This is a genomic window from Pantoea rodasii (assembly GCF_002095465.1).
Classification (GTDB): Bacteria; Pseudomonadota; Gammaproteobacteria; order Enterobacterales; family Enterobacteriaceae; genus Pantoea; species Pantoea rodasii.
The window spans coordinates 1-24396 of sequence record NZ_MLFP01000023.1; the positions used below are offsets into that span (position 1 = coordinate 1).

Annotated in this window: 28 protein-coding genes and 2 pseudogenes; 18 read left to right on the top strand and 12 right to left on the bottom strand. The window is 55.4% G+C overall.

Features of this window, described 5'->3' with window-relative positions:
* Positions 1-587: hypothetical protein (locus HA45_RS28350; protein ID WP_244563494.1), on the bottom strand; the 587-nt coding region annotated here is incomplete at its 3' end.
* Positions 588-733: 146 nt separating this feature from the next.
* Between HA45_RS28350 and HA45_RS28355 the strand changes: the two genes are divergently transcribed.
* The 4 genes and pseudogenes from HA45_RS28355 (at position 734) to HA45_RS20770 (ending at position 4396) form a co-directional block, all read left to right on the top strand.
* Positions 734-2011 carry a conjugative transfer relaxase/helicase TraI domain-containing protein gene (locus HA45_RS28355; RefSeq protein ID WP_244563495.1) on the top strand — a complete coding sequence of 426 codons (1278 nt, stop codon included), beginning with the start codon at positions 734-736 and terminating at the stop codon, positions 2009-2011.
* A gap of 68 nt (positions 2012-2079) precedes the next feature.
* Positions 2080-2882 (top strand): annotated as a pseudogene (locus HA45_RS20760) (DsbA family protein).
* A gap of 798 nt (positions 2883-3680) precedes the next feature.
* Positions 3681-4106 carry a hypothetical protein gene (locus HA45_RS20765; protein WP_100701710.1) on the top strand — a complete coding sequence of 142 codons (426 nt, stop codon included), beginning with the start codon at positions 3681-3683 and terminating at the stop codon, positions 4104-4106.
* Positions 4107-4192: 86 nt separating this feature from the next.
* On the top strand, positions 4193-4396 hold the full coding sequence (locus HA45_RS20770) for an Hha/YmoA family nucleoid-associated regulatory protein (protein ID WP_100701711.1): 204 nt from the start codon (positions 4193-4195) through the stop codon (positions 4394-4396).
* 1083 nt (positions 4397-5479) lie between these two features.
* Here the strand turns inward: HA45_RS20770 and HA45_RS20775 are convergent.
* Positions 5480-5680, bottom strand: a complete 201-nt coding sequence (locus HA45_RS20775) for a DUF551 domain-containing protein (protein WP_100701714.1) — start codon at positions 5678-5680, stop codon at positions 5480-5482.
* A 430-nt stretch (positions 5681-6110) separates the two neighbouring features.
* A complete protein-coding gene (locus HA45_RS20780) occupies positions 6111-6350 on the bottom strand; it encodes a biofilm development regulator YmgB/AriR family protein (RefSeq protein WP_100701715.1) in 240 nt (79 codons plus the stop codon).
* A gap of 161 nt (positions 6351-6511) precedes the next feature.
* Between HA45_RS20780 and HA45_RS20785 the strand changes: the two genes are divergently transcribed.
* From HA45_RS20785 to HA45_RS20800, 4 genes are all read left to right on the top strand, one after another.
* Positions 6512-7159 carry a hypothetical protein gene (locus HA45_RS20785; RefSeq protein WP_128599029.1) on the top strand — a complete coding sequence of 216 codons (648 nt, stop codon included), beginning with the start codon at positions 6512-6514 and terminating at the stop codon, positions 7157-7159.
* A gap of 427 nt (positions 7160-7586) precedes the next feature.
* Positions 7587-7829: a regulatory protein YcgZ gene (gene ycgZ, locus HA45_RS20790; RefSeq protein WP_100701717.1), complete on the top strand. Its 243-nt coding sequence runs from the start codon at positions 7587-7589 to the stop codon at positions 7827-7829.
* 110 nt (positions 7830-7939) lie between these two features.
* The gene (locus HA45_RS20795) at positions 7940-8212 is read left to right on the top strand and encodes a hypothetical protein (RefSeq protein ID WP_100701718.1); all 273 of its coding nucleotides are present in this window, start codon (positions 7940-7942) and stop codon (positions 8210-8212) included.
* Between the two features lie 134 nt (positions 8213-8346).
* Positions 8347-8613 carry a biofilm/acid-resistance regulator YmgB/AriR gene (locus tag HA45_RS20800; protein ID WP_100701719.1) on the top strand — a complete coding sequence of 89 codons (267 nt, stop codon included), beginning with the start codon at positions 8347-8349 and terminating at the stop codon, positions 8611-8613.
* A gap of 509 nt (positions 8614-9122) precedes the next feature.
* On the opposite strand, the gene HA45_RS20810 is transcribed toward HA45_RS20800, so the two are convergent.
* Together HA45_RS20810 and HA45_RS27690 are read right to left on the bottom strand one after the other, a co-directional pair.
* On the bottom strand, positions 9123-9383 hold the full coding sequence (locus tag HA45_RS20810; protein ID WP_100701721.1) for a hypothetical protein: 261 nt from the start codon (positions 9381-9383) through the stop codon (positions 9123-9125).
* A gap of 113 nt (positions 9384-9496) precedes the next feature.
* On the bottom strand, positions 9497-9715 hold the full coding sequence (locus tag HA45_RS27690; RefSeq protein WP_211280916.1) for a hypothetical protein: 219 nt from the start codon (positions 9713-9715) through the stop codon (positions 9497-9499).
* Between the two features lie 290 nt (positions 9716-10005).
* On the opposite strand from HA45_RS27690, the gene HA45_RS20820 reads away from it, so the two are divergent.
* The gene (locus HA45_RS20820) at positions 10006-10308 is read left to right on the top strand and encodes a hypothetical protein (protein WP_100701722.1); all 303 of its coding nucleotides are present in this window, start codon (positions 10006-10008) and stop codon (positions 10306-10308) included.
* A gap of 39 nt (positions 10309-10347) precedes the next feature.
* On the opposite strand, the gene HA45_RS20825 is transcribed toward HA45_RS20820, so the two are convergent.
* Together HA45_RS20825 and HA45_RS20830 are read right to left on the bottom strand one after the other, a co-directional pair.
* Positions 10348-11508, bottom strand: a complete 1161-nt coding sequence (locus tag HA45_RS20825) for a diguanylate phosphodiesterase (RefSeq protein WP_100701723.1) — start codon at positions 11506-11508, stop codon at positions 10348-10350.
* A 190-nt stretch (positions 11509-11698) separates the two neighbouring features.
* Positions 11699-12463, bottom strand: a complete 765-nt coding sequence (locus tag HA45_RS20830; RefSeq protein ID WP_100701724.1) for a MerR family transcriptional regulator — start codon at positions 12461-12463, stop codon at positions 11699-11701.
* A gap of 221 nt (positions 12464-12684) precedes the next feature.
* Between HA45_RS20830 and HA45_RS20835 the strand changes: the two genes are divergently transcribed.
* From HA45_RS20835 to HA45_RS28735, 3 genes are all read left to right on the top strand, one after another.
* The gene (locus HA45_RS20835) at positions 12685-12945 is read left to right on the top strand and encodes a hypothetical protein (protein ID WP_100701725.1); all 261 of its coding nucleotides are present in this window, start codon (positions 12685-12687) and stop codon (positions 12943-12945) included.
* 540 nt (positions 12946-13485) lie between these two features.
* Positions 13486-13608, top strand: coding sequence for a hypothetical protein (locus tag HA45_RS28730; protein WP_254919502.1), 123 nt, complete (start codon positions 13486-13488; stop codon positions 13606-13608).
* 1 nt (position 13609) lies between these two features.
* Positions 13610-13741: a hypothetical protein gene (locus HA45_RS28735; protein ID WP_276308759.1), complete on the top strand. Its 132-nt coding sequence runs from the start codon at positions 13610-13612 to the stop codon at positions 13739-13741.
* 307 nt (positions 13742-14048) lie between these two features.
* Here HA45_RS28735 and HA45_RS20840 read toward each other — a convergent pair whose 3' ends face one another.
* Both HA45_RS20840 and HA45_RS20845 read right to left on the bottom strand, forming a co-directional pair.
* Entirely contained in the window at positions 14049-14303 is a 255-nt protein-coding gene (locus HA45_RS20840; protein WP_100701727.1) for a biofilm development regulator YmgB/AriR family protein, read from the bottom strand.
* Positions 14304-14530: 227 nt separating this feature from the next.
* On the bottom strand, positions 14531-14842 hold the full coding sequence (locus tag HA45_RS20845; protein WP_240629207.1) for a hypothetical protein: 312 nt from the start codon (positions 14840-14842) through the stop codon (positions 14531-14533).
* Between the two features lie 914 nt (positions 14843-15756).
* Here HA45_RS20845 and HA45_RS20850 point away from each other — a divergent pair.
* The 5 genes and pseudogenes from HA45_RS20850 to HA45_RS20875 all read left to right on the top strand — a co-directional run bounded on the left by HA45_RS20850 (position 15757) and on the right by HA45_RS20875 (position 21732).
* Positions 15757-16140 carry a hypothetical protein gene (locus tag HA45_RS20850; RefSeq protein WP_128599030.1) on the top strand — a complete coding sequence of 128 codons (384 nt, stop codon included), beginning with the start codon at positions 15757-15759 and terminating at the stop codon, positions 16138-16140.
* Positions 16141-16597: 457 nt separating this feature from the next.
* Positions 16598-17083 (top strand): hypothetical protein, encoded by a 486-nt coding sequence (locus tag HA45_RS20855; protein ID WP_128599031.1) that lies wholly within the window; start codon positions 16598-16600, stop codon positions 17081-17083.
* A gap of 109 nt (positions 17084-17192) precedes the next feature.
* Positions 17193-17432 carry a hypothetical protein gene (locus tag HA45_RS20860; protein ID WP_128599032.1) on the top strand — a complete coding sequence of 80 codons (240 nt, stop codon included), beginning with the start codon at positions 17193-17195 and terminating at the stop codon, positions 17430-17432.
* A gap of 1728 nt (positions 17433-19160) precedes the next feature.
* Positions 19161-19996, top strand: a pseudogene (gene repA, locus HA45_RS20865) (plasmid replication initiator RepA).
* Between the two features lie 1187 nt (positions 19997-21183).
* On the top strand, positions 21184-21732 hold the full coding sequence (locus tag HA45_RS20875; RefSeq protein WP_276308760.1) for a DUF2913 family protein: 549 nt from the start codon (positions 21184-21186) through the stop codon (positions 21730-21732).
* A gap of 116 nt (positions 21733-21848) precedes the next feature.
* Here the strand turns inward: HA45_RS20875 and HA45_RS20880 are convergent, their stop codons facing one another.
* Positions 21849-22571 carry a hypothetical protein gene (locus tag HA45_RS20880; RefSeq protein WP_100701734.1) on the bottom strand — a complete coding sequence of 241 codons (723 nt, stop codon included), beginning with the start codon at positions 22569-22571 and terminating at the stop codon, positions 21849-21851.
* A gap of 568 nt (positions 22572-23139) precedes the next feature.
* Here HA45_RS20880 and HA45_RS20885 point away from each other — a divergent pair.
* A complete protein-coding gene (locus HA45_RS20885) occupies positions 23140-23367 on the top strand; it encodes a phospholipase D-like domain-containing protein (protein ID WP_240629208.1) in 228 nt (75 codons plus the stop codon).
* Between the two features lie 153 nt (positions 23368-23520).
* Here the strand turns inward: HA45_RS20885 and HA45_RS20890 are convergent, their stop codons facing one another.
* Positions 23521-23868 carry a hypothetical protein gene (locus HA45_RS20890; RefSeq protein WP_100701736.1) on the bottom strand — a complete coding sequence of 116 codons (348 nt, stop codon included), beginning with the start codon at positions 23866-23868 and terminating at the stop codon, positions 23521-23523.
* Between the two features lie 23 nt (positions 23869-23891).
* The gene (locus HA45_RS20895; RefSeq protein WP_004114519.1) at positions 23892-24119 is read right to left on the bottom strand and encodes a type II toxin-antitoxin system Phd/YefM family antitoxin; all 228 of its coding nucleotides are present in this window, start codon (positions 24117-24119) and stop codon (positions 23892-23894) included.
* Between the last annotated feature and the right edge of the window lie 277 nt (positions 24120-24396).

The following is a 24396-nucleotide window of genomic DNA, read 5'->3' on the forward strand; positions in this document are numbered from 1 at the left end:
GCTGCCCGGCCCGACGGCGGGCAGGCGCCCGGCGTCATTGATTTATCGTGGCCGATTACATGAGCCGCACGCCCGACGCGCGGTCGGAGACGCTTATCGTGGTGTCGCTCAACGACGACCGGCGCGCGGTGAACGCCGGCATTCACCAGGCCATGGTGGAGGCGAAGGAGCTGGGCGCAAAACCCGTTATTGTACCGGTGCTGGAGCGCATCAGCGGCGGACGCCACGACTTTAACCGCATTGAGTCGTGGCAGGCCGGTCAGGTGGTGCTGAGCGGCGATCGCTACCTGAGCGTCACCGGCGTGGACCGCGGCACGCAGAACGTGCTGCTGCGGGACGAGGACGGGCGGATGCGTTACTACTCGCCGGCCGAACTGAACGCCACTGAAATTGAGGTTTTCCGCAAGGAAACGCTGGAGCTGCGCACCGGCGACAGCCTCCGCATGAACAAAACCCAGCGGCAGGCGGGCCACGCGGCGCACGATCAGTACCGGGTTTCGGCGCTGCGCGATAGCGGTGAGGTCGTGCTGCAGGGGGCCGCGGGTGAAAAGGTGATATCGCCCGGCGACACGCAGGCGGACCGCCACATTGATTACGCGTGGGCCGTGACCGGCCACGGCGCGCAGGCGGCGAGCAGCCGCTTTGTTATCGCGCTGGAAAGTGCGACGGGCCGGCGCGGCGTGATGAGCGGCATGCGCGCGTTTATATCAGCCTGTCGAGGGCGAAAGAGCACGTGCAGGTTTACACCGACAACGTTAAGCGCTGGAAAGAGGCGCTGGTCCGGGAGGAAAAAGGCTTCAAAACCGCCCATGATGCCCTGTCGCCGGAGGCGGAGCGTAAACAGGCCAGGGCCATCTGGGCGATGGGGCAGCCGGTGGGGAAAACCGCCATCGGCCGCGCCTTTCTTAACGGTAGCGGGCTTGGCGGGATGCCGATCACGGCGCGCATCATCCCGCCCACGCGTAAGTATCCGGAGCCGCACCTGGCGCTGCCGGCTTATGATGCGAACGGCAAGGCTGCCGGGGTCACGCTGGTTCCGCTGCATCACGGAAAGGGCACCATCACGCCGGGTCCTGCGCGCCAGCTGGCCACGGAAGGCGCGCAGGCATCCATGCTTCAGAAAAGCCGCAATGGCGAGGTTCTGCTCGTCAGCGACCTCGCGCAGGGGCTCACGGCCGCTCGAGAAAAGCCGGAGGCAGGGGTTCTGCTCGCGAGCGGCGTGAAGCCGCCGTCCGCGCAGCTGCTGAAGGTGGCGGGGGGGCGGTATGAGCTGATGAGACGACCTGATAAGACGATGATGAATCTTATCCGGGCTGAACTTCAGGAAATGCTGAAGGCTCTGCCACCCGCAGAGTCTCACCGGGATGAGCAACAGCTGCTGCGGGAAGCTCTGGATGCACTCGGGAAAACCACTGTACTCCCGTCTGTAAAAACTGAGGAAAAAACAACATCCGATTTAACGCCTGAAGCTCTGAAAAAAGCCGTACAGCATGTGTCCACAGCGGGTGAACCAGTGAAACCTCCTCTGGCTGAAAATAATGGAGAAAAAACAGAGCTGTCTTCCGCGCTGGCGGCGCGAATCAGTGAGCTGATGAAGCAGAAGCTACCTCAGCTGCCAGGTGAGCCGGTTCGGGATTACGCGGCGCTGGTCAGGCAGGCATCCACCGCACTGTCTGAGACGACATCAGCATCGGGTGACGCAGCCCTGCGAGCAGTGCTGAGCGCGCTTTCAGATACAGGCTTGCCCGCAGGAGTACAGGTTTCCGTAGCAGCAGATAATGAAGGCGCGGTGAGTGCGACAGTCGTCCGTCAGGTTCGGGAAGAGCTGGGCAAAACATCGCTATCTATCCGTAACAGGCAGCCCGCTGTTACGCCCGGGGTTCTGGCAAATACAGCCCGCGAACTTGAGCGTCAGACGCCACTCAGCCTGCCTCCGGAACCGCGCGGGCGAGAGCCGGACAAGGAACTGCCGGCGCCAGAGATCACCCGCCATATCCAGAAAGAACGTTAATGACTGCGGCACGCCCTGTGCGACCGCCTCACTTTCCACCTGCACCACGCAGACATACGAGATTAATCATGAAACATACCCTGAAGATGGCCGCCTTTGCGCTGGCCATGAGCACCGCTTTGCCCTCAGCAGTATCGAATGCGGCGGAGACCCCAGACTTTACCCCGGCACAGCAGGCCCGCATCGGCGAAATTGCAGCCGACTACCTGGTGGCGCACCCCGATGTGCTGATTGAGGTGAGCAAAAAGCTGCAGGCACGCCAGCAGGCCATGCAGCAGCAGGCTTACGTACAGTCCGCGCTGAAGGCCCACCGTCTGCTGATGCAGCTCGGTGGCGTGCCGGTTAAAGGACCGGGGGATTCGAAGGTCATTGTGACTGAGTTCTTTGACTATGAATGCATCGCCTGCAGCATGATGCGCCGGTGATGGAAAAAGTGATGGCCGCTAACACCGATGTTCGCTTTGCCTTCCGCGACTGGACCATTTTTGCCGCCCGCTATCCGGAATCAACGCAGGCCTCGCACCGCGGGCTGGGTATTTACAGGAAGCAGGGCGCGGATGCCTATATGGAGTACCACAACGGGATTTACCGTACCGGCCACAACGAAGGCAAGCTGACGGCGGAAGACATTGAGAAGGTGGCTGCGGCCGCCGGTGCAGGGGATGCTTCAGGAGATGACAGTGCCGCCTCCGATCGTCTGATCGAAAACAACGACGCGCTGGCGGAGATGCTGGGGCTGACGGGTACGCCTGGCATTGTCGTGATGCCGGCGGAAAATGCCACGGCAGACAACACCACCGTCATCCCGGGCGTGGTCAGTGAACAGGTGCTGCAGCAGGCGATTACACGTGCATCCGGCAACGCTCATTAACCCTAAGCAAAAAAATCCCGGCTTGGGACCGGGAAAATGGATTCATCAAAGCGGTCCGGCGAGTGGAGTCGCCGGCCGTATGAGAAGTATCGGCAGTTCCGCCAGAACCTTTACTTCATGACGCCCATCCCACTCAGGTTGTTCGTTCCTCGCGCCGCTGCGGTACGCCTCAGCCTGAACGCTCTGCCCGTCGTCGTATGAGTGCGGGTTTTCTGGAGGCTTCTTCACGCTCACCCACCAACATAGTATTTTTTCGCCACTTCATATGGTGAAAATACCTACGACGACTGAGTACTCACGTCAGGGTCATAATCCACATGGGGATATCCAGCACCATAATCCCTCTTTTGATCAGCAGGCTTCACCTGTCATACCGCAAAGTTTTTACTTGTTCGATTTTGGAGCCAGTAGCTGTGGTGACGGTTTATCCCTGAGTTGTTCGGAGTTATCACTGAGTCATTTACTGAAGAGGCTGAAGTCATAGACGCTGAGTCGAACCTTCAGCTATAGGAATTTGAACATTGGATGCTGAGATTTTACGCGAGGTTTATGGAGGAACCACCTGTCTGGCATCTGGTATTACTGTGCGCTCCCCCTGTTTTGTGCCGACGTTACTTATGGATTGTGGTGCCCACTCCTTGCCTGATGCTGTTGTTACGTAGTGTGACATTCACTTACTGGCCTGGCTTTGCCTACTGTGGCATTTATACTCTCGCCCAGGATTTTTCTCAGTCACCGTAGCATGTATGCCCGGGACCCGCGATGGACTGCCTTACACACACCAGATAGAGGTAAGACATGTATATTCGACTGGATCTTTTTGCCGAGATGCTCGGCATCCGGCCTAGCGACCTGCTGCAGGCAACATGCACGGACGGGTTGCTGGCAGGCTTTAATCTCCCCCGACGTCGTCAGGTGCGCGGTGCTACCGTAATGTTCCTTCAGGATGAGGCTGTCGCCTTCCTGAAGCAGTGGCAGACGCGTTCATCTGAACCACCGGTTCCGGATGCCGGTGAGCCGCTCATGTCACTGGAAGCATTTGCCCGTCATGCCGGTATCGCGCCCCTGGCGCTCTGGCAGGCCGCCAGTATCGGAAAACCACTCCGGGGCATTGCCCTGCCATTGGCGGTCAAATCTTACGGCAGTCAGCTGATGTTTTCCGCGGCAGCTGTTGAATTATTTACCGCTGAGTACAGACGTTGCTTATCTAAAAAAGTAAGGTAAATCAGCTTATTGCCAGTATTTATTTTTGCCGGATTACCTCATGATCCGGCCCCTTCGCTGACGCTTAATTAACATATGGAATATGGATGAACCGTACCGAATGGCTTCTGAAGTTCCGGCGATACCAGAACCTTGAAACGCTGGAGAAGGTTTACGAGCACCTGAGCTATACCGGTAACCCCGATGAAGAATTTGCGATGACGTCGGCTTATGACCACCGCAAGGCCGAACTCGCCGCAGGCAAACTGTTTGACCGCGTACCAAAGCACGTCTGGCAGTACGTAAAGTAGTTCCCATCTGACGCCGTCCTTGCAGGGCGGCCATCCTGAAACCAGTTAGAGCTGGCACATTCCGTAGTAGAAAATAACCTTAGAGGGCCTGCCCTCCATCAGAATGGGTAGCTGTGATAGCACTTTATGGTCCCGGCTGGGAGCTATACAGGCTCGTGCCAGAGCGAACAGGTCAAGCTTTGCCCTTATGCCACTGACCAGATGCGCAGCGATATCAGGGTTCTCCAGCGCCTGCATATATCCGGGCTGGCAGCCCCGATTGGCATAAGAACCGTCCTTACATTTTCCGGCGCCTACATACTGCTAATGCGGTGTTTTAGTGATGTATGGACGCATCTCACCAGTCTGCGATTGTACTGTCGTTCCCAAACAATTACTGAACCTGAAAAGGTACGTTATAAGGATGACGCATGTCAGCACAGACTTAAGCGCATTCGGGCGATTAAATGAATAAACTGAATCGGTAAACCTGACGGATGTTGTGATCCAGGAAAAGTAATGCCCTGTCGCGCATTACAATACCGTTACGTATAAGCCATACGAAAGTGGCTCTCTGTATGATTCAGTGAGCAGAATGATGGCCAGCCAGATTTTTGAACATTCAGAAAGGCGTTAGTGCTGCCTTCCAATATCGGATCACTGGATTAAACGGTTTATTATTGCGCGTCCTCGCGTGATACTGGCCCACTCTTCTATAGCCGAGATAGGTCGCCTCCATGTCCATAATGCCGTCGGGTACAACAATGCGCTGGAAGAACGCAGGCTCGCATCTGGTAATGTCAGTCCACATGGCAGGATCCCTCATAAGCTCTTATCTGTGACGGGCAGACCGGCACCGAAAGGAACATAATTATCATGACTTAATGCCGATAAAGGCGATACCGGTTCGCTTTCCAGCACCAGGAACCTCAGTGCCGCCTCGTCGTCAAAACGGAATTTTTGCAGATATTTTTTGACATGTCTCAAAGGCAGTCTACAGTTATCCGCGGTCCGGAGTCGTTCCGGATTTGGGTGTAATGGAAAACTGAATCTTTTACCGGGCGCTGGCCCGGTTTTTTTCTGACATCGTAAGTAAACGGAAAATTAACTCTCTTTTTGCCCTTCTGGCAGCGGAAGCCAGTGGGTGATTCTGTACTGCCGGAATGCAGCATTACCTGGCATAAGTATGTGAATAAAATTGCTAAAGGTGGCATCGTATTTACCGCTTCCCACCCCGTCCTGCGTGCAAATTGCCACTACCTGGCCGTCTTCAGGCCTCGCCACATCGTATTCAATCCAGTTCATGCTTTCTCCGTTTTACTGGCTATCAATATGGACCCCGTTCGCGTATTGCGCAAAGCACCTCCCATTTTTTCAGATAACCGGAATCATACCGTTTCATCTTCTGATCTGAGGTGGGGGGGAACGACAGCCTGAAATACGCTACTGGATGAATAAGATGGATGCAGAAAGTTAAAATCGCAGCAGATGCTATGCTCATAGCGCGGTGAATCCCTCCAGCGACGGGGCCAGGCTACACGAGTACAGCAGGAATACAGTGGCGATTCAGGTGGTAGCCTTTCTGAATCACCGGGAGGCACCCGGCACCGCAAACTTTTCACAGCCGCTCCGGCAGGAAAGACCCTACCCTTCGGCAGAATATACTTCCGGCTCACAAGACGAGCGTGGGGGCACGAAATTCGGGTCTGAGGTGAATGCCTCTGAAAGCGTGAGTCTAACGGCCGAACAGCATCCGGAGCAGAGCCGTCAGGTGTTCCGCCTCGTCCTCATCGCCCGAGGCGTCCAGGCGTGCAATCAGTTTCAGGCACACGGCGGTGCGCGTCAGCCGCTGGTGCTGACGCAGAATTTCTACAGTGATGCGGCCCAGCAGCTCAATCTGGCAGGGGTGGGTGACCAGGCTGAAGTAGCCGGTCAGCCCGGCATCTTTTTCCGGCGGTAGTCCGTCCTGTCGCATGAATTATCCGTGCGTGGTGAATGAGGTCGGGCGCAAAGTAACCGATGCGTCGCCGCGTGTACAGCAGATATGCACCGGCGTAATGCGCACAGAAACGCATTTCTTTTTACTGTCTGAATATCATGTAGTTAAATTTACGCTCCGGTTATCAGGGAGGCTCAGTGACAAGAAAAATAACGGCGGACGACAGCATGCCCATTACACTGCCCGACACCAGCTTCAGTCAGGTGCTGAATCCGGAAGACACCAACCGGGCCGATACCCGGGTATTTCTTGCCGGCGACGCAAAGTCTTTTACGCTGCCCGGGTTTGTGACGCCGTTCGGCTATACCCTCTGGCAGAACAGTGCAGAGCGCCAGTACAGGCTGGTCACCCAGGAGCCTGAGCCGGAGACCGTCTACGCGGTGAGGCTGGAAGAAACCGAAGACTTCACCTCACCGGAGCGTGCCTGCATACAGGTCATGGTCTGGCGCACCCGCCAGCCGCAGCATGAGGGAGCGGTACACGGACTGGCGCGCCGGTTCTTCCGCCATTTCCTGCATCGCTGGTCCATCATCATAACCGACAGCGCGCAGACCAATGCGGCAAAGGTAATGTGGGAGGGAATGATTGCCTGGGCGCTGCGCGACCCGGAGCATTACGTATACGTATGGGACGGCACTGGCGAGACCGGCTGCCTGCACCCGGTGCGCAGCTGGCTGGCGTTCTGCGGCCACTGGGCCGCGTTCTGCTGGGGCGCGGAGCCTGAAAGCCACCTGCGGCGACGGATTGTTATCAGCACGCACCCCCTCAACGCTGAACAGAGGTAACGCGGATAAGAACCGCGCCTGCAGAACCGCTATCTGCAGGAAGGATGGATCCACTTTCAGCGGGCCACCGGGAGAAGCTGAAGAACATACCGGTCACCGTCGGGCTCACTGTCGCGACCGGGGATTCCGGTGTATCACCTCCGCTGTTGGGGCAGTTCACATGCGGCATTCTCTACATTCGCGGGAGATAACAGACATCCTTACCCCGTCTTCCCGTCATTGACAAAGCTGTACAGCGTCCAGCTGATAATCAGACTCATCATTCGCATGTTTATATTAACGTAAGTTACTGTTAATTATGCTTTAGCACGTATTGCAAAAAAAGCTAAGCTGTACGTTTGCAGAATCGCTGTACAAGTTTGATTTGATTGTATAACTTTACGCTCAGAAAGAGCCGACGACTTTAAACTGATCACAGAGGTTCACCATGCGTCAGAACGTTACGAAATTTCCCGACAGCGCGAGCGATATTGCACAGTATTTCAGCAAGGCTTCCGCGCCGACGCAGCAGGAGACGCTGGGTCAGATTGTCGTCGAAATTCTGCGCGCGGGTAAGAACCTCAATCGTAAGGCAATCTGCACTAAGCTGCTGCGACGCCTTGAAGTGGCGGCCAGCCAGGAAGAAGAGCGTCACTATCAGATGCTCATCGGCATGCTGTTCGAACGCTGAGTTACACGCGCTGTAAGCTTTAAAGGCGTCACCCGCAGCATGCTGCCCGGTTTAACACCGGGCGGTCTGATGGTCCTGCCGTATAACGGCATTTACCGGGAGAAGCGGGTATGCACAGAAACCGTATGAATAAACTGACCGATATCGTGCTGGGAGAAGCGGTGGTGATGCTGCTGGCCCGGGACGACAGTCTTACCGCAACCTCCGTCGCCACCCGGCTGGAGGCAATGGCCACCGGCGAAGCGGATCCGGCGCGCCGTGAGGCCATTATGCTGGCGCTTGGTGAAGTGCAGGCTGAACTTTCCCGGTCGCGCGAAAGCCGCGATGCGACGGCTCTGGCCTTTGATCCGTCTCAGCCACCGGGCCGCGGAAAAAAGAATTAACGTGAAGGATAACCCTTTCCGGCTACTCCGGAAGTGGCAGGACGCCCGCACAACCGGCCACTTTGAGGTGGCTGAATTTCATTCAGGGGACAGCCTGAGCACTTCTGCCCGTGAGGGCACAACGGAAAATAACTATGCAACAGACTAACCAGCCCGCCACCACCGAATTCGATATTATCCAGCACTTCCGCAGGGGCGGCGACGCGCTGGCGGCCGAAACCGCCGTACTGGATGCCGTTATTCGCGATATCGTTATTCACGGCAAGAAAGTAACGAGCAAGGCCATCATTCTGTATCTGATCGCCGAGCTGGAAAGCACGTCAGATGTGGTTCAGCTGGACGTGCTGCGCAGTGCGCTGGAAATCGTGGTGGGTAAAACGCCGGACGACGAAGGGTTCTGACGATTTCATTCCTGCAGTGAAGCGTGTGGGGCTGACAGGGCGGCAGAAGAGTCAAATCCGCCCTGTGAGGTCCACACGGAGCAGCTGAGGGCGGCGAGTATCGCTACGGCAATCCGGATTTTCAAAAGTATCTCCCGGTTTAACTGAATAAATGACTGGCCCGACTTCATTCAGTGTGGCACGGATGGGGCGATTAACATGCGCCACGCGGCAGAACGGGAATAATCTGAAGCGTCAGTGCATCTGCCGGGCGAGCAGCCTGACGGCGCGCGCGCAGACGCCTCTGACGTCCTCAGCGTCAGACAACTCGCCCATGCTGTGCAGGGCGCTGGTGATTTCATGAAGGGTCAGGTGCTGGTCCGGCTTAAGAAGCGCGCCACGACCGTCCCAATGACGGCGTAGATATCTTCGGCGGTGGTGTCATCATTCATATGACCTCCGTCCGTAGTGGATAACTGTACAGTATGCCTGAAATACATCCCTCCAGATACCTCAGCGGCTGGCACGCGTCAGTGAATCATCACCGGCTGTAAACCCCCGTGCGCACAGGCGGCATCTTTCTGTTCCGCCCGCGCTTTCATTTCACGCCGCACTTCCTCAATGGCGCTCAGCCCTGCGCGGACGCGGTCCTCATCATTTTCGCCTTCAATCGCTGCGCGCAGGCGCTCCGTCAGCGTCGCGAGGCTGATGGGCAGGTCTTCGTCCAGCAGCGCGGTCACGGCTTCACCAATCATGATGTCGGCCAGTTTATCTTCGAAAGTACTTTTCATGTTCTTATCCGGCAGCATTCTGTGCGGCAGAGCTTATCACAGCGGCCCGGACCCGCACATGGCAGAACATCCCGTCGTGACAGAAAGGGCGTCAGATTTCAGGAATACGCGCTTTATTTTTTCCTGCCCTGCGGGGCCATTACACTCATAACCTCAGTCAAATCAGGTACCTCATGCGGCAGCCGGTAAAGATATATATCGCCGCGCGCTGCCAGGCGTGCAGGCCATATCATGGCCGCCCTGCCGTCTACAACGTACTTTGCGCCCAGGGGTTCGACAACGGCCCACGGCACGGCCATCGCGGAGCGTAACCGCAGGATTTCCTGCGCCATTTCTGCCGCCTCTTTGTTTTTTATATCCCGATCCTGTGCAAGGTGCCGGAGCCTGTCTTCGCTGATCAGAGATGCCTCCTGGTGTCACTGTCTGCCTGAATGGGGGGTAAGCCTGTTGTCCGGGCGTCTGCAGCAGGGTTGTAGATGCCTGTACAACACCATCATATCCCGTGCTTACGAAAAATTTACGCCAGAAAGCGAGTTATTTTCTTGCAGAATCTCCAACCAGTTCTACGCTGTCCAGTCCAGAGAAAAGAGTACCGATTTTAAAACTATAAAAGGCGAAAAAAATGATTTTAAGTGAGTTTATGCTGAAGGTGAACCGCTGGCCTGACATGCATTTCACAGCAATTGAAAGCGAGCAGCGCGACGCCGGCATTGAGATTTATGCCCTCGACTTCTCAAATCAGACCAAGGGCCGGCTGCTGATTTACCGCACGCCGGATGCGCAGCACGCGTCGGCCATGATGACGCATTTCCGCACCTGGCTGGAAAAGGCCAACCGGGGAAGAACCCTGCGACAGGAAAATCCAGGCATGGCGGCGGGGTTTGTCGGCGCGCGGCTCGCATCACACCGGGCCGCATCCTGTTAATTCCCGGGGGCCCATGGCCCCTGTACTCCTGCGGCTGCATCAGACGGCCTCGCGGGTCTCCGGCCAGGCAACGGCCGCGCCCTCTGCGGTGAACAGCGTGCCCTGAAAGTCAGTGACCCCCGCCGCCTCCAGCCACATCCACTCTTCCGGCTGCTCGATGCCCGCCGCGATAACGTTAATTTCCAGCGCCGAGCAGCAGCGCAGCACCGCGTGAACCACCGCCTGACGGGGACCGCTGCGGTGAATATTACGCACGATCCCCGCGCCGATGCGCACGCGGTCCGGCTGAACGTGCGCCAGCAGCGACAGTCCGGCTGAGCCGTCACCGAAGTTATCAATGGAGAGGCTGATGCCGACCTGCTTAAGCCGGCGCACCGCTGCGGAGAATGCTTCCAGCTGAGAAATTACCTCCGTCTCGCTGACGCCCAGTATGATTTGCTGCGGCACCAGTTCAGCGCTGTCGATGGCGCTGACAATCTGACCAACGGCATCCGGAACGGATACCAGCGTCCCGGGCAGAATGCTGAGGTAGAGCATAATGTCGTCGGGGCACGACTTGCCGGCTCTGTGCAGCGCCCCGGTCACCGCAGCGAGATTATGTGCGTACAGCGCTCCGCCGGAGAGCCCCTCCGGCGCAGCATCGGGTATGGCCTCCAGCGCCGTGACCTCACGACCGAGCGGATCGACCACCGGGCGGAAGGTCACGCCCGCCGCGGGGGCCGGTGATCCGTTCTCATCCGGCACAAAGTCCCAGTAGTCGGCGGGCAGAACCTCAAAGTAGTTTTCTTTCTCCCGGGCCTCCACGAAGGTCCGCAGGAACTGCAGGCCGCGATCGTCATAGGTCAGGCGGTATTTAGACGTGCCGCGGTCAAGCACCGCCTGCAGCACGCTGCTGCTGTGGTGATGGCGCAGATCGAACAGCTCCATGCCGTGATTGCCGAAGCGCCGCGACGGCGAGTAGTCGCGCATCAGCTCAACCACGTTGTGGTGGCGCCGGTCGGCGCAGATATGGCTGTAAATTTCCTGCACGCCGTCCTCCGGACCTTCCAGTATCTGAAAGAAGTGCGTGCCGTTGAAAAGCAGGATGCCCGTCACCTGATGGCGGGCATTGAGCAGGCTGGCCTTCTTCACCATGTCCGGCAGAATGCTGACGGGTACGTCATCGGCCAGGTGGCTCCGGTAAATTATGGTTGTAAGCATTTCAGGCTCCGTATCGCCGCAGATTGTCACAGGCACCATAGCAGCCGGTCGCGCTTTCTCAAACCGGACCGGTAGCCAGGTCAGGCTCGTACCGGAGCGTTACAGGTCAGTGCAGGCGGCACCGCGCAGAGGTATCAGCGGAGGCATCAGAACGCTGCCCGCTGATACCTCTGTGAGAAGAGCAACAACATTATGCGACGGCTGTCAGCGTATCGGCGTTGCTGGCCAGCCGCCGGTCGTCGCCGGTCAGCATAATAGCCTTACCGCGCTCCAGGCTCAGGCGGAAGTGGTCGCGCATCGCTGCACTGATGCCGTTACCGCACCACATCAGGTGATGATCGTGGCGCCTCAGGGCGTTCGCAGGGATGCCGCTGCATGTATCATTAACCTCCACCCTGAACCCCTGGCCCGTCAGCCGGATGGCTTCCATCCAGATTTCCGTACTGTCCGTGACGCTGACCGCCTCCAGAAACAGGGGGATAGCGGCACGCCGCGCTGACGCCGAAGCCATCAGGCTCCACTGCGCCAGTACGGCCGCATGGAAGCGCCCCTGTCGTTCCGTGGCGCCTTCACTGGCGTCGCTGCGCAGCCACAGATTGAGCGGCCGCAGGTAGCAGTTGACGAAGTCGTCGGTACAGTAGTCCGTGGCCATCATGCGCATTTCCCGGCGCACGTCGTCATCGGTGTGGCGGTGGAGCAGCTGCAGCATATCCTCCTCGCGGAACGTCCAGCCGCCCCGGAGCGCCAGCCCCGGCCAGCGCAGCGTTGCGTGAATGTCAAACAGCGTATTGCCTCCGGCGGTCAGGTCCAGCACGCGCAGTGCACACGCCAGCTGGGCGTCCGAATACCCTTCTTTTGAGGGAGAGGGGATGAGGCCTGCCCGTCGCCAGCGTCGCAGGGTTTCAGGCAGCACGCCCACGATACCGCAGACGGTATCAGTTGTATGAAACGGCATGTATTGCGTCCGTCAGGGGAGAAGGCCTGTCTGGCAGGGCCGAAGGTATAACTGCGCGGGCTTGAGAGAGGAGTTCGTCGCGCGGAGAGTCCCGATATCACACTACCTGATATAAATTATTACGGATACGGCTAATTTCAGAATAAACTCCGGGCGCTTTCACCATCCGCGGCTACAGTGTGACGTGAGGCTGTCATCAACGTGAAACGGAGGTAGTAAATTTGTCTATTCAACACGACGGGAAAGGGCACGTCATTATTGGCGAAGCGGCACTGAGCCTGGCGCTGGGCGAAAAGGAAATAAGCGTGCATTCGCTTATTGCCGAGCTCGGACACATGGCGGAGGCCGGCGGCAGCGATAACCGGCTCACTGAAATATCCGAAGCCAGAAGCTGGCTGAAGAGCTTCCACGAACCGGAGCAGGCCGTCCGGCACGTGCCGTATCTGCAGACCCTTGCGGGCCTGAACGACGAGAAGAACTGACGCCAAAGGACGTAGTCCGGCTCTGGCCGGAAGACGACGATGAAGATGACCTCAGCGGTCGCGCTCAGGCGTGTACCGGCCGGAGAACCTGTCAGGGACGACACTCTCCGCTTATCCCGCGCTTAAATCGCATCAGAAATTAATTCCTCCGTGATATATCCGGGCATACAGTGATTCTTTAAGCATGGAAGGAGGAGGCGTATGTGTCAGTTTTACTATCTGCTCAGGATGGATAAGCAGGACCAGCTGCACGTGAAGGGCTGCGTGTGACTGGAGGACCACCCGGAGCGTCAGTTTCTGGGCTCGGCCGTCAGCTACCGGCACGCGTATCAGATTGCGTCACAGCAGCTGAAGATACGGGCCTGCATTTGCAGGCTGTGCGTGGACGACAGCATGACTGAAGCGCGGGACACCACGCTTTCACCGCCCGCGTAATGAGCGGTTTTTACGCTTAAGTCACAGACCAGATATTTATTCACCATCCGGTACCGTCACGCGACTAAACTTAACGTTACCCGATACCGGGTGACGGAGGTAACCATGGCTGACCGTAACGATAAAAATGTGAAGGATGGCAAAGACGCCGACCACAGCAAGCTGCCCGCGGGCAACAAAAAAGACACCAGGGACAGCGATACCATGAAGCAGAAGGGCGGGAAATAGCATGTCTGACCAGCCGATGCCTGATGACGCAACGCCGCTGCCGGACCATGAGCCCGCACCCGGTCACGAAGATGAGGTGCCGGGGGGCGACAGAGATATTCCGCCTGACCGGGGAGTCACCCCGCTGATTTAACCGCCTGCGGGCGGTTTTTTTGGTGCTTATATCTGCGCGCCGCTTATCGCGATACACTGTGTATATCCCCAATAAGCGGAGCGCATCTGAAAACCGAAAATGAAATACAGGACCTGATGCACCAGGCCGTGGCAGTCGCCTGAAGCAGCTGCTGGGCCCCGACAGGATCGTTCACGTTCACGAGCTCATCGCCGCCCTCTGGCGTCTGAAGGAGTCGAGCAAGGACAGCGCCATGCAGGGATCGTGCGAGCGGGCTATCCGGTTACTGGCGAAAAAGCTCAACTGACGTGAAGCAGAGTGCCCGATTTCATATGCCGGGATCGTCCGGCGTGTATCCCACAACCAGCTGCAAGAGAACGCGCAGCGTTTCCTGCCTTTGTACGTCCGTCTCGTCCGTCAGCCGGGCCATGATCTGCAGCATGATGGTTTTATTACTCACCGGTCTCCCCTGAACCATAATACTGCGGATGACGTCGTCCAGCGCTTCTTTCTGAGTCGTAAAGCGGCTGCCATTGCCCAGAAGGCAGGCCTGAATATGTGCGACCGAATTGGTCTCTCTCATGCTGTGAACATCCCTGCCTGCTCGCGCACTGCAACAGGCGCCGGAAAATGGGTTAACCGGAGCGTGCCGGCCGTAGAAATTCCTGTCCTGTAAGATCAAGTATACGGCACTAAACGGAGCGCGAGGTGGCAGGGGAAATATTCAGAAAAAACGGGGGCGGGAATATCGTCCGAAAGCCTTAAGGCTGACCCGGCGCAGAGTAGGAAGAGCCCCGCCGCCGGTTATGACTATTTCATGTCTTTATCGTCCGCCTGCAGGCGGATAACGCTCTCTTCCTCAGAGCCGGAATGCGGCATATCTGGCATCATCCAGCTCCTCTCTGCTCCGGCTGTATCCGGCCTGACACCTATCGAACGGAAGTCTCCGAGCCATTCAACCGCGTGGCTGATGGACTGCCTGCGAACGCTGAGATTTTCTACCCTGAGCATGGCGTCAAGCTCGATGATCAGCGCACTAACGGTGATTTCTTTTTCACGCATGGCAAGACTGACTGCTGCTTCACCAATGATTGCATGACCTGTCATATCTTTGCTACACATCACTTTATACCTCGCTGATTATTTCAATGAAAATTCAGTCATCATCATACTATAGCACTTCATGGAATTGAAAAATGTATAGGTAATAGCTCGCATCTATAAAATATGTTGGAATGTTGCATTGAACTCTTGCCAATATAATTAAGTGACTGATGTTGCTTCTTCTTTTATCTACTCTTCGCTTTTTATTATTATCTGACCATCAGTAAATGGTAGGTGCGCGATATATAAATTGCTGGTATGAAATACCAGCCGGACCGCCAGTCGTTCTGGCCAGCGCTCACTACCGGACACTGTCTAAGGATCATGCCACGCAGAATATATTGTTTAGGCAGTACACTCAGTGATGGATAAAACTCACTGCCAGCGTAATGCTGAATATGAGGGCATCAGGTCCGCCCTGTCGTTATGGACCGAAATATTATTATTCTAAGTGCTTCGATACACGGTATTCATATTATGACCTGCCCCGGTGATTCCTCAGCTTCGTATCGTGTTGATGTGCCTTTCAGTCATAATATATTTTAACTGGTTAAGTGAAGTGGCAGGCTCTGCATCCCGGGGAATACGGGTAAGTTCGGCTAACCCTGTCGGGGCTTATTTATTAAAAACGCGGGGTGCTTACAGGTTTTTATTTTACGCATGCGACATCAGTCTAAGGGGCAGGAAAATAAATTCCAGCGGCGCTTATGTTATCGCGACGCGAACCGATAACTGATTTGTGCCTCATCAGGGTACATATAACCGATACTACGACTGATTGTGCTTATGGCTCCCTGCGTTAGCCATTTTTTAACCGCCTGTAACGCGAAGGGCACCGTTGTTAACGATGTGAAAGCCCGTCTGGCGGATCTATAAAACCCCACTACACTCTCGGCACATACCAGTACTTAAGAGCACATATGAAATACCTGATGGCAGGACTGATCCTGTTAGCTGTAAAACACGTTCCGGCAGCAGTTCCACCCTCACCGTTCTGGCCCTCCTGCGACATCAGCCTGCAGCACGACCTTCGCGATAATAACGGTGCAAGCCAGAGTGATCCGCTTTTATCGCATATCTCCCTGCGCGTTAACGCCATTCAGGCCGATGCCGGCACCGCGCGTAAGGCAGGGAAACTGTCAGAATCGCAGACGGAGATGATATGGCATCATGCTGACCGTATACGGACGGACGCCACGCGTTATGCGCACGAACAGGGCTTCCTGAGCGCAGCAGAGCGCGCCAGTTCCGACAGAGAACTCGATGAGGTTGCCGGACGGCTATGTGCCCGAATTCTTCAGCCCGTCAGGGGATAATGTCCGCTCACGTTTAAAACCAGATCTGCTTTTACAACATCAGAGCACGCCCGCATCACTGGCGAGCGGGCTCCTATGGACACACCTCTGAACCGCTCATTCTGGTGCCGGGTTAAGGTGGGAAGTGCAGACCTGCTGATATACCACCTTCTCGTGGAGGACTTCCCTGAAACGTGAATACACTCTGCGCCTACTGTGCGCCCATCCGGGCAATTGCATTCGCGTTTCAGCGCGGTCACCCTTAAGTAACAGCCGCACATAAGGCCGCCTGCTCATCTTTCACTGCAGTTGCCTGATATGGTATGAAATTCCCCCCGGGCATGTGATATTTCTGAAGGTGCGGGGGAGACCTGCTCGTCGCGATAAAGTCGCGAACTGCTACACCGTATGGGTGCATCGGGAGGCTCCGCAAGCCACCGGGGGATGCGCCAGCTGAAGACAAACACGCTGAGGATTTATGACGGAACACCAAGAAGCAGAGTTTAAGGATGTTTTGCTCATCATGATTAAGCGGTCCGTGGTCTGGTATCGTGAGCAGGACTTCAGCCACATGAACGATGACGTGCGGCCAGCGCTGGAGAGTATCTTCAGCCCGGGATACGGGTATGACCCGAGTGCCAGTGCCCAGATTGGCATTAATATGATGATGATTGGGCAGGTATGGCATGATGAGCGCTTCATGGCCTTTGCCGACAGGGCTGCCCGGACATCATGTGACGGGAAAAACATGGGTAAACTTCCCGGAAAAGTTGCCCTAAGGCAGCTGCTGGACGAAGTCAGTGAAGTGCTCCGAGAGCCCGGTTTTTTGAAAGTGCATAACGTAACGAAATCAGCCTGTGCCTGTGCGCCCTGGCAGCAGTGCATCAAATTACCTTACCTTGTGTACCCGCTACAATTACTACCTGTACAAAATATGTACGCAGCCAGCCCGCAGCGATGTTAACCTGAGTTCAATTCCACTCAGGCAGCGGTTCGCGTCGCCTGAGACAGCAGTTTCCTACAATGCCTGCATTTCATTATCTGACACGGCGTCAGCTGGAGTTCTGATGAGAATGAGTGAAATTGAAACCAACCAGGACATTTATCACGATGCCTGCTTCGTGGCCGGGATGTGCTGCATGAAGCTCGCCAGCGAGGGCGGAGAAATAAACCGTGAGCGGCTGGCCATCGAGCTGATGCGGCTGCTGGGCACATTAATTGAGAAAAGAGAAGAATGCCCCCCTTCTCTTCTCTTTGCCATTGAGCAGCTGCGCGGCGAGCCGGACGACGAAGTGGGTGGGGAGTCATACTGAAACGACTGGTACAGCGTATGCCTCGTGTGGCGCCGGCAGGTCAGCGACTCGCGAACAGCGTCAGGGGCAATCACCAGCGGGTGCCTGTCGTGAATACCAACCTTGCCCCTGTTGCTGGCCGACGTCACAATCACAAAAACTTTTTTTTCCATGCCTGTAAGGCTGCCTTCAGATAGCAGCAAAAACAGGGGCTGATTTTGTATGTGATAAATGCAGGACGGCTGCTTTTATCGCATTCCTTCTTCATTCGAACCAGGCATCAGCGGGCACGATGGCGCGCCCATGGTTCCAAAGCGGCTGCATATCCCACCACTCCGGGCAGAGTACCGGATCGAGTAGCAGCGCGTCGTCCTACTCGTTGAGGAGCCGCACGCGCGTGTCCGTTGCTACGTTATATCGGCCGATGGGCTCAGGGGCGAACGTGATCTCATCCGGATTCAGGCCAGCGCGTCAAAATACTCAGCACGGCTGCAGTACTGCACAAATCTTCCATACATGGTGACCTCCCGCTGTTGCTGTAAGGATACTGCATTATTCAGGGTAAGGTAGCTGGTAGGGAGATTGTGGCTGACGACTGACCATGTGGCAGCTCTGGCGGCAGAGCGCGGAGTGACCCGGAAACCGCAATATCTGAACGCATTGAATGTGCTAAATTTTTCATTATCGGTACGGATTTCTCACCTCGAATTCATCAAGGCGTTAAATACATTGTAACCGGACCGACATCTCCCTCATTAAATCAGACGCTTCCTGGCAAATATTGACGCGTCTGGCGCTATGATTATCCCGTGTGTTACTCCTCGTGCCAACACCAGTGTGATGTATTGCAATAGCTGACATGCTCTCAGGATCCAACATCACCGGCCTCAGACCGGAAGTGCTTACTCCTGTTGCTCCCGGGCCAGCCGCCCGGGATTTTTTTCGCTATTTCCTGTTCTATCTCCTCAGTCACTTCAAACTGGCACGGTCATACTTCTGTACTGACATTCCGTCATCTCATCAGGAACTGCAGTAGAAGTTCTGTGCTCAGGCTGTTTGTTGCTTGTGCCTGTACGGTACGCCTCAGCCAAATAGCTCAGCGCATCTTCTATAACGCGATCCTTTGCGACCGTATATTCTGCAAATATTCTGATGTTCCACCGTACCTTTTTCATGCATTTTCGGTCTTATGCCAGACGCCGGACACGAATCAGGCGAAACCTGAACTGTGATGACGGTCACGGGAAATTTTATCGGTGAACTTTTTTTATTCATACGATTCGTGCTATGCGCAATCTGTGCTGGATTTAACCGGTTGAGATGGGTATTCTTTTCAGAATTCGCCGGGCGGCGATCTTATTTGATCCTTATCTGAGTACTGTGGTGGTCGACGATGAGGATGTGCGAAAACCTGTGGCCGGACATGCGCGGCGCGGGGAAAAATCAACCGGATGGGACGTATCCGTAAAAACGTCCAGGGTACAGAGCGCGGGATTTACCGGGCTCTGAATGCAAAAACCCCCTGAATTCTGTCTCAACTTGGCGGAAGGTTCAGAAATCAGGGGGTCCAAAAGCAGGCGCTGGCCTGTGAAGGATTATAACGCATGCAGTTCATAAGACAACCCCTGTCCGCCATAAGTTCGGGACAGGGTGAATGACCAGATTTTAATCGGGTTAAACGGCCCGAATCCCAAATCCGACGGGCGCCATCGCGGCGATCATTCCGTCCTCTGCAAGTGTCCTGAACCCGTGTGGTTTGCGCCTCAGACCTATCGCCCGCTGCCGGGTGAGTTCGGTCACGCCATGCGCCGGCTCGTCGTAAAGGACAAATCCACCGGTCAGCTGTGCCTGAGTCAGCGGCTTTCGCGCAACCCTTACTTTGTCAGGCTGCGTCACGCGGCCGGTCGCGAGCGTGACTTCCGGCCGGAACGGCGCGCGCTTATCGACGCTCTTATTCCGCTGCTGGTCCAGCGCGCCGACATGGCCACCTGGGTGGTCACCCTGAACGTGGGCCGTCTGGCCGCCGAGCTCAGCCCGAAAGATGAGAACGGCGACGTCATCCCTGGCACCCGGGTAGAGCCGGGCCGGCTGTCGCGCCTGCTGCCCGAACTGCAGCGCTTCGGACTGGTTGAGCTCCCTGACCTGGCGTGGGATCCGGTGGAAGGGTACTGGATGCCGCGACATATCGTGCTCACCGATCGTTTCTGGCAGCTGTGCGGCGTCAACATGGACAAACTCTACGTCCAGCGCAATCTGCGTCTTGAGGCGGAAGCGGAAGGAATCATCGAGCCTGGCACGCACGAATCGGTGCGCGCCGCGCGCCAGCGCTGGTATGAGAACATGCGCATGGCCACGCTGCTGAGGCGGCGTGAAAAGGCGGTCAAAGAGAAGCGCCGCAAAAGCTGAGTAAGCTGCCGCTCGACGATCGCCGCACGGCGATGGCCAGCTGGCTTATCCGTACGCTGCCCAATCACGAGCTGATGAACACCGACGCGGACGCCTTTGACCGGCTGGTGTGGCAGAACCTGAACCAGCTGGAGCTGGGGCTCGGATACGAGCCCGCCCCGCCTGACGTCGTCCACTGACGTATCCCGTGAATTTTACCGCCTTGACTGGCGGTAAAGCCGTTTGTGTCGCAGATAAAACCGCGCGTTTCCGGCACGCTGCGGCATGTGTTTTCCCGCAAAAAATCCTTCATCCGCGTTAATCTCCGGTCGCGGATTTTTTATCCACAATTACCCGCAATTGTAAAGCATGGTTTATCTGCAAATGACCCTGAAATTACCCGCAACACATTCCTGACTTACGTCAGAAAGAATTATTCAGAAAAGATAAATAAGGTGTTCATGCCGGCATTCTGCGGGAATAAATAAGGCCTTCGCTCGCAGCGGCCGTAAACGTCCGCGCCGCTCAGAATCTGAAGCACCTCCCGCTTACGCGGGCCCCGGAAGGTGAATTTAGTTACAACAGACATAGCGTTCACTGCAGTCAGACAGTCCTGAACCATCACGCCCGTCTCAGCCCGGACCCGTACCGTACCTGACACCCCGGTTGCCCCCACTGACCAGCCCCCGGCCGCCCCGGCCCGGAGGGCCGGAACTGCAGTGGCTGATAAATGGATGCTGTAACTACCAGTTTGTGTTGCTGTTAAGTCTGAGGCCCGCGGTTTCTTTCTTTCGTCTACGACCGTCAGACTGATAAGCTGCTGACAGGCCGCTGCTTAAACGGCGTCGGTCAGGGCGGGGTTGGGCTTTCGCCACCATCGTCCCTGTAACCGGCTCTGCCGGGCTCACGGCGCCCGATGGCATAGGTGCCGTCCTGAACGGTTTCTGGCGCCTCCATGCCGCTCACGCGGCATTTACAGGACAGGCTGCGCACTGCTCGCCCGTCCGGCTATGTCTGAGAGGTATGTGCTATGCAGGAAACTGAACAGCAGCATCAGGATTCAGAAGAGGTTTACCGGATGACAGGAGCAGTCGTGGACTTGAAACCACCCGGCTACGGATTGCCGGTTACTTTCGAGAGGAGCTGGCCATAACGGGAAAATGGTCGCCCGGCATCATGCTGGCCATGCAGAATGTGATTGATACTCCCGGATCGGGATAAGGTGGAGTTCCACCGCGACAGCGATGGCGGGGTTCTCTGAGGGCGGATGATGTCATAAAATGCCGGATTCCAGGGCCACGTTTTTTGTGGTCCTGCACGAAGGACACCGCTTATGGATAACGACAACCTTAACGTCAGCCACCTGGCGTGATGCGGGCTGATTGCGCTGCACACTGCCCGCCACGACGGGATCACGACCTCCCCCGCGCAGGACAATCTTTTTCTCACTCGCTGGCTGTCAACCGCCGAAAAGCAGCGCCGCTTTCCCCGGGAAATGGCGGGTGATATCCGCTGGCTGCTGAAAGAGGGCCGGGAAAAGGGACTGCGCGCCGACCTGCCCGGTAAACTCGACTATCTGTGGCGCGCCGGCAGCGGCAACCTGCAGGGGCAGAACGATCTGTTCCGGCTGCAGCACGCCCTGCACGCGGTGAAGCTCACCGGGTGGATTTACATGGTGCTGGCAGAAAGCGAATGGGGCGGCCGCAGGCAGCTGCGCCTGAGCCCTTCGGTATCGGGCATTTACCTGAACCGCCAAGCGCTCGACGCCGGTTTTGACGAGCACGGCCGCCAGCGCATACCCCTGCCCGCGCGCATCACCGGCGAGCTGCCCGCGCTCGATAAACTGCTGCAGCGCTCGGGCTGGCGCCGGGAAGCGGCCAGAGGAGCTGATGACCATCTGCACCACCTGCTTGCGGACGGCTTCAGCGCAGAGTGAAGCCAGGGCAGGCAAGGTAACGGACGTTACAGGGTACAGTGAACTTCCGCGGCGACTCAGGTTCAGCTACAGCGCGGCCAGAAAAAATTGTTTCAGTTCACTGCTGAAGCACACTGTCAGCTGGCCTGTATTCGTGGAGTGACAATTATTTCAACCTCGCGCGCATACAGAGAGGGGAGCTTCCCCCCAAGCACCATAACGGCAGGCGTAAACCATTTTAACAGGAATGGAAACAGCACCGGCAGATCGCGCCGAATCGTGCAGCACATGCCGGCAGCTATGAGCTGTTCAGTCAGCGGTTCACGAAACCGCCTGTTTGAGAGCAGGTGTGAGCGTAAAATCAGCGGGCGGGACAGCGTGCAGGGTTCCTTTAAAACAAACTTAGCCATTTCGGCAACCCACTCGTGCATTGGCCTGCTACTGATATCAGCGCTAAGTTTTATACCCACGTAACGGCCGGGCCTGTAGGCGGCACGACTAAATAACCAGTACAGTTTAGAGTCTGCAGAAGCCGTAGAAAACGGTTTATCAGTCCACTTATTTATTAACCGGCCTGTCCAGAAACCAGTTAAACAAAGCAAGAATATACCAGGGGTCATTACAACCGGGGAAAATGGTAAGCTTAATATAAATATAAAACCAAGAAGTACAGTCCACACAATCGCGACGTTACGTCTGAGAGTTGCTTTACTTATCCTTCCTACTTTCACGGCTCTAATACTATTTGAAGCGCTGTCTTCGCTGCTTATTATCATATTATCTGGCACATGCTGCTCTGTTTTCATTTCAGTGTATGTCTCTCTGTATAAGGATAAATTATTTAAACGTTTCGTCTGCACTGCGTTGCCTTGCAGGCAAGGCGCTGAGTATTTGTTATCAGGGGGCGTGAGACATCATCTGCGTGTAGGCATCATAATCTTCTGCCACCTGCTGCTGCCAGAGACGGACCGGCGCCTCACGCTCAGCGCGAGCCCTGTAACCACATCGCCGAGACCGTGCTGCCCGGGTCAGGGTTTCCTGAACCCATGCCCAGAATGCACGGCCGGTATGCGGCGTCACGAGGTAGCCGCTTTTTTCATGATTTTACGGGCTACGTTCTCATTCCATTTGCAGATGAGCGAAAAGGCTCCGTTAATATCATCCTTTAAGGTCAGCATATTTATTTCGTGGAATTCATTCATGTTACCCCTCCCTGATAATTTAATGTTATCGGTTTCACGGGATGATAACTTAGGGTCTATCTTGTTATATTTTATTTCAAAGGGTGAGTATGGATGTGCTATATATATCACTGGCGGTAAAATATGCATTTCTATATATATACTGGTGGGCTTATGTTGAAAAAAATACATACTGACTGCTGAATCGTTATTTTTTCTCCTTATTATTCCCTATGCCAGCGCCACCATGATAGCAGGATTTTCCCCCGGCGGCACGGCGCTGGTTCTGATACTGCAGTTCACCGGTAGCGCACGACAAAGCGCCGACGTAGCGGCCTATGACTTTACCAGCCGTCCGGTGGCGCAGGCGCTGTCAGACGCCGTCGCGCGAGGTGTGAAGGTCAGGCTGGTTGCTGATGAAAAGAAAAGCCGTGACCGCTGGTCTCTGGTGGGACAGCTGGCGTGGACGTCCTGAGTGTTTGCATTCACTTGACTACCCGTTTGCAAATTACTTGGTCATTACCAACTAAAAATTATGCTTAGATAGAAGGTCTACTCAAGTTAACAATCGGCTGTTAAAAAATCGCAGATAAAATTAAAGCCACTAAAGTGGCTTCATTCATCTGCTTTACAAAGCGATTAGTCTCTCGAAAAGACACTGAATGACTGACTGTCGTTTGCTAAGAATGACATGGGCAGTTAGTTCCTCCTGTTCTGTATCGTAGGAGTAAAGGATGCGATAACCATCCCTGGTAATACATTCACGATAACGGTCACAGCCTAATTCAAGCAAGTCAGGTGAAATCTGACAACTCTCAGGGAAAACAACAACTTTCTTTTCAAACTCATCGAGTTGTTTATTAAGTACTTCTTTTGGCTCTTCAACACTGGTCGAAAGAAAATTCAAAAGATTGCGAGCAGTGAGTTTGAACGTCTCGGTGTAAATAACACCTTTTTTTGTGTTGCTTTTAGGCATGTGCCCTCCAGTCATAGCAAGTATTAAAGACTTGCCATTAACTGGTCACGACTATACGTGCGTCCCTCGCTTTTGTCCTTTTCAGAGATAGTTAAGAGTTTCAGCAATGCGATTGCATTATCTCTTTTCAAGCGCTCTTCATACGACTCAACAACATAAGCGGGCACACCGTTTTGTGTGACCAATAATGGCTCTGCAAGATCAAGCACCGCGGCGTGCTTTTTCAGATAACTAATGGTTTCGACTCTCATAGTCTTTCCTCTTAATAAACCTCTATTTAACGAAGTAACTCATTTCATTTGAGTATCATTTAACTCCGTGCTGACGCTAAATGGTCAACAAATCATCGGCACTTAAGCCGCTTTTAGTTCAATCATCATATTGTGACCCCATCCGCATGGGTTACCCGAAGGTGGTCTTAATTTAGACCTAATTAAGACCATCGTCAACCCTCGGCATGTTTTGTTTTAGTGGGCAAGTTTTTTATGGTTTTACGAAACCAAAATGTGGGGCGTTTACCTTCACTAC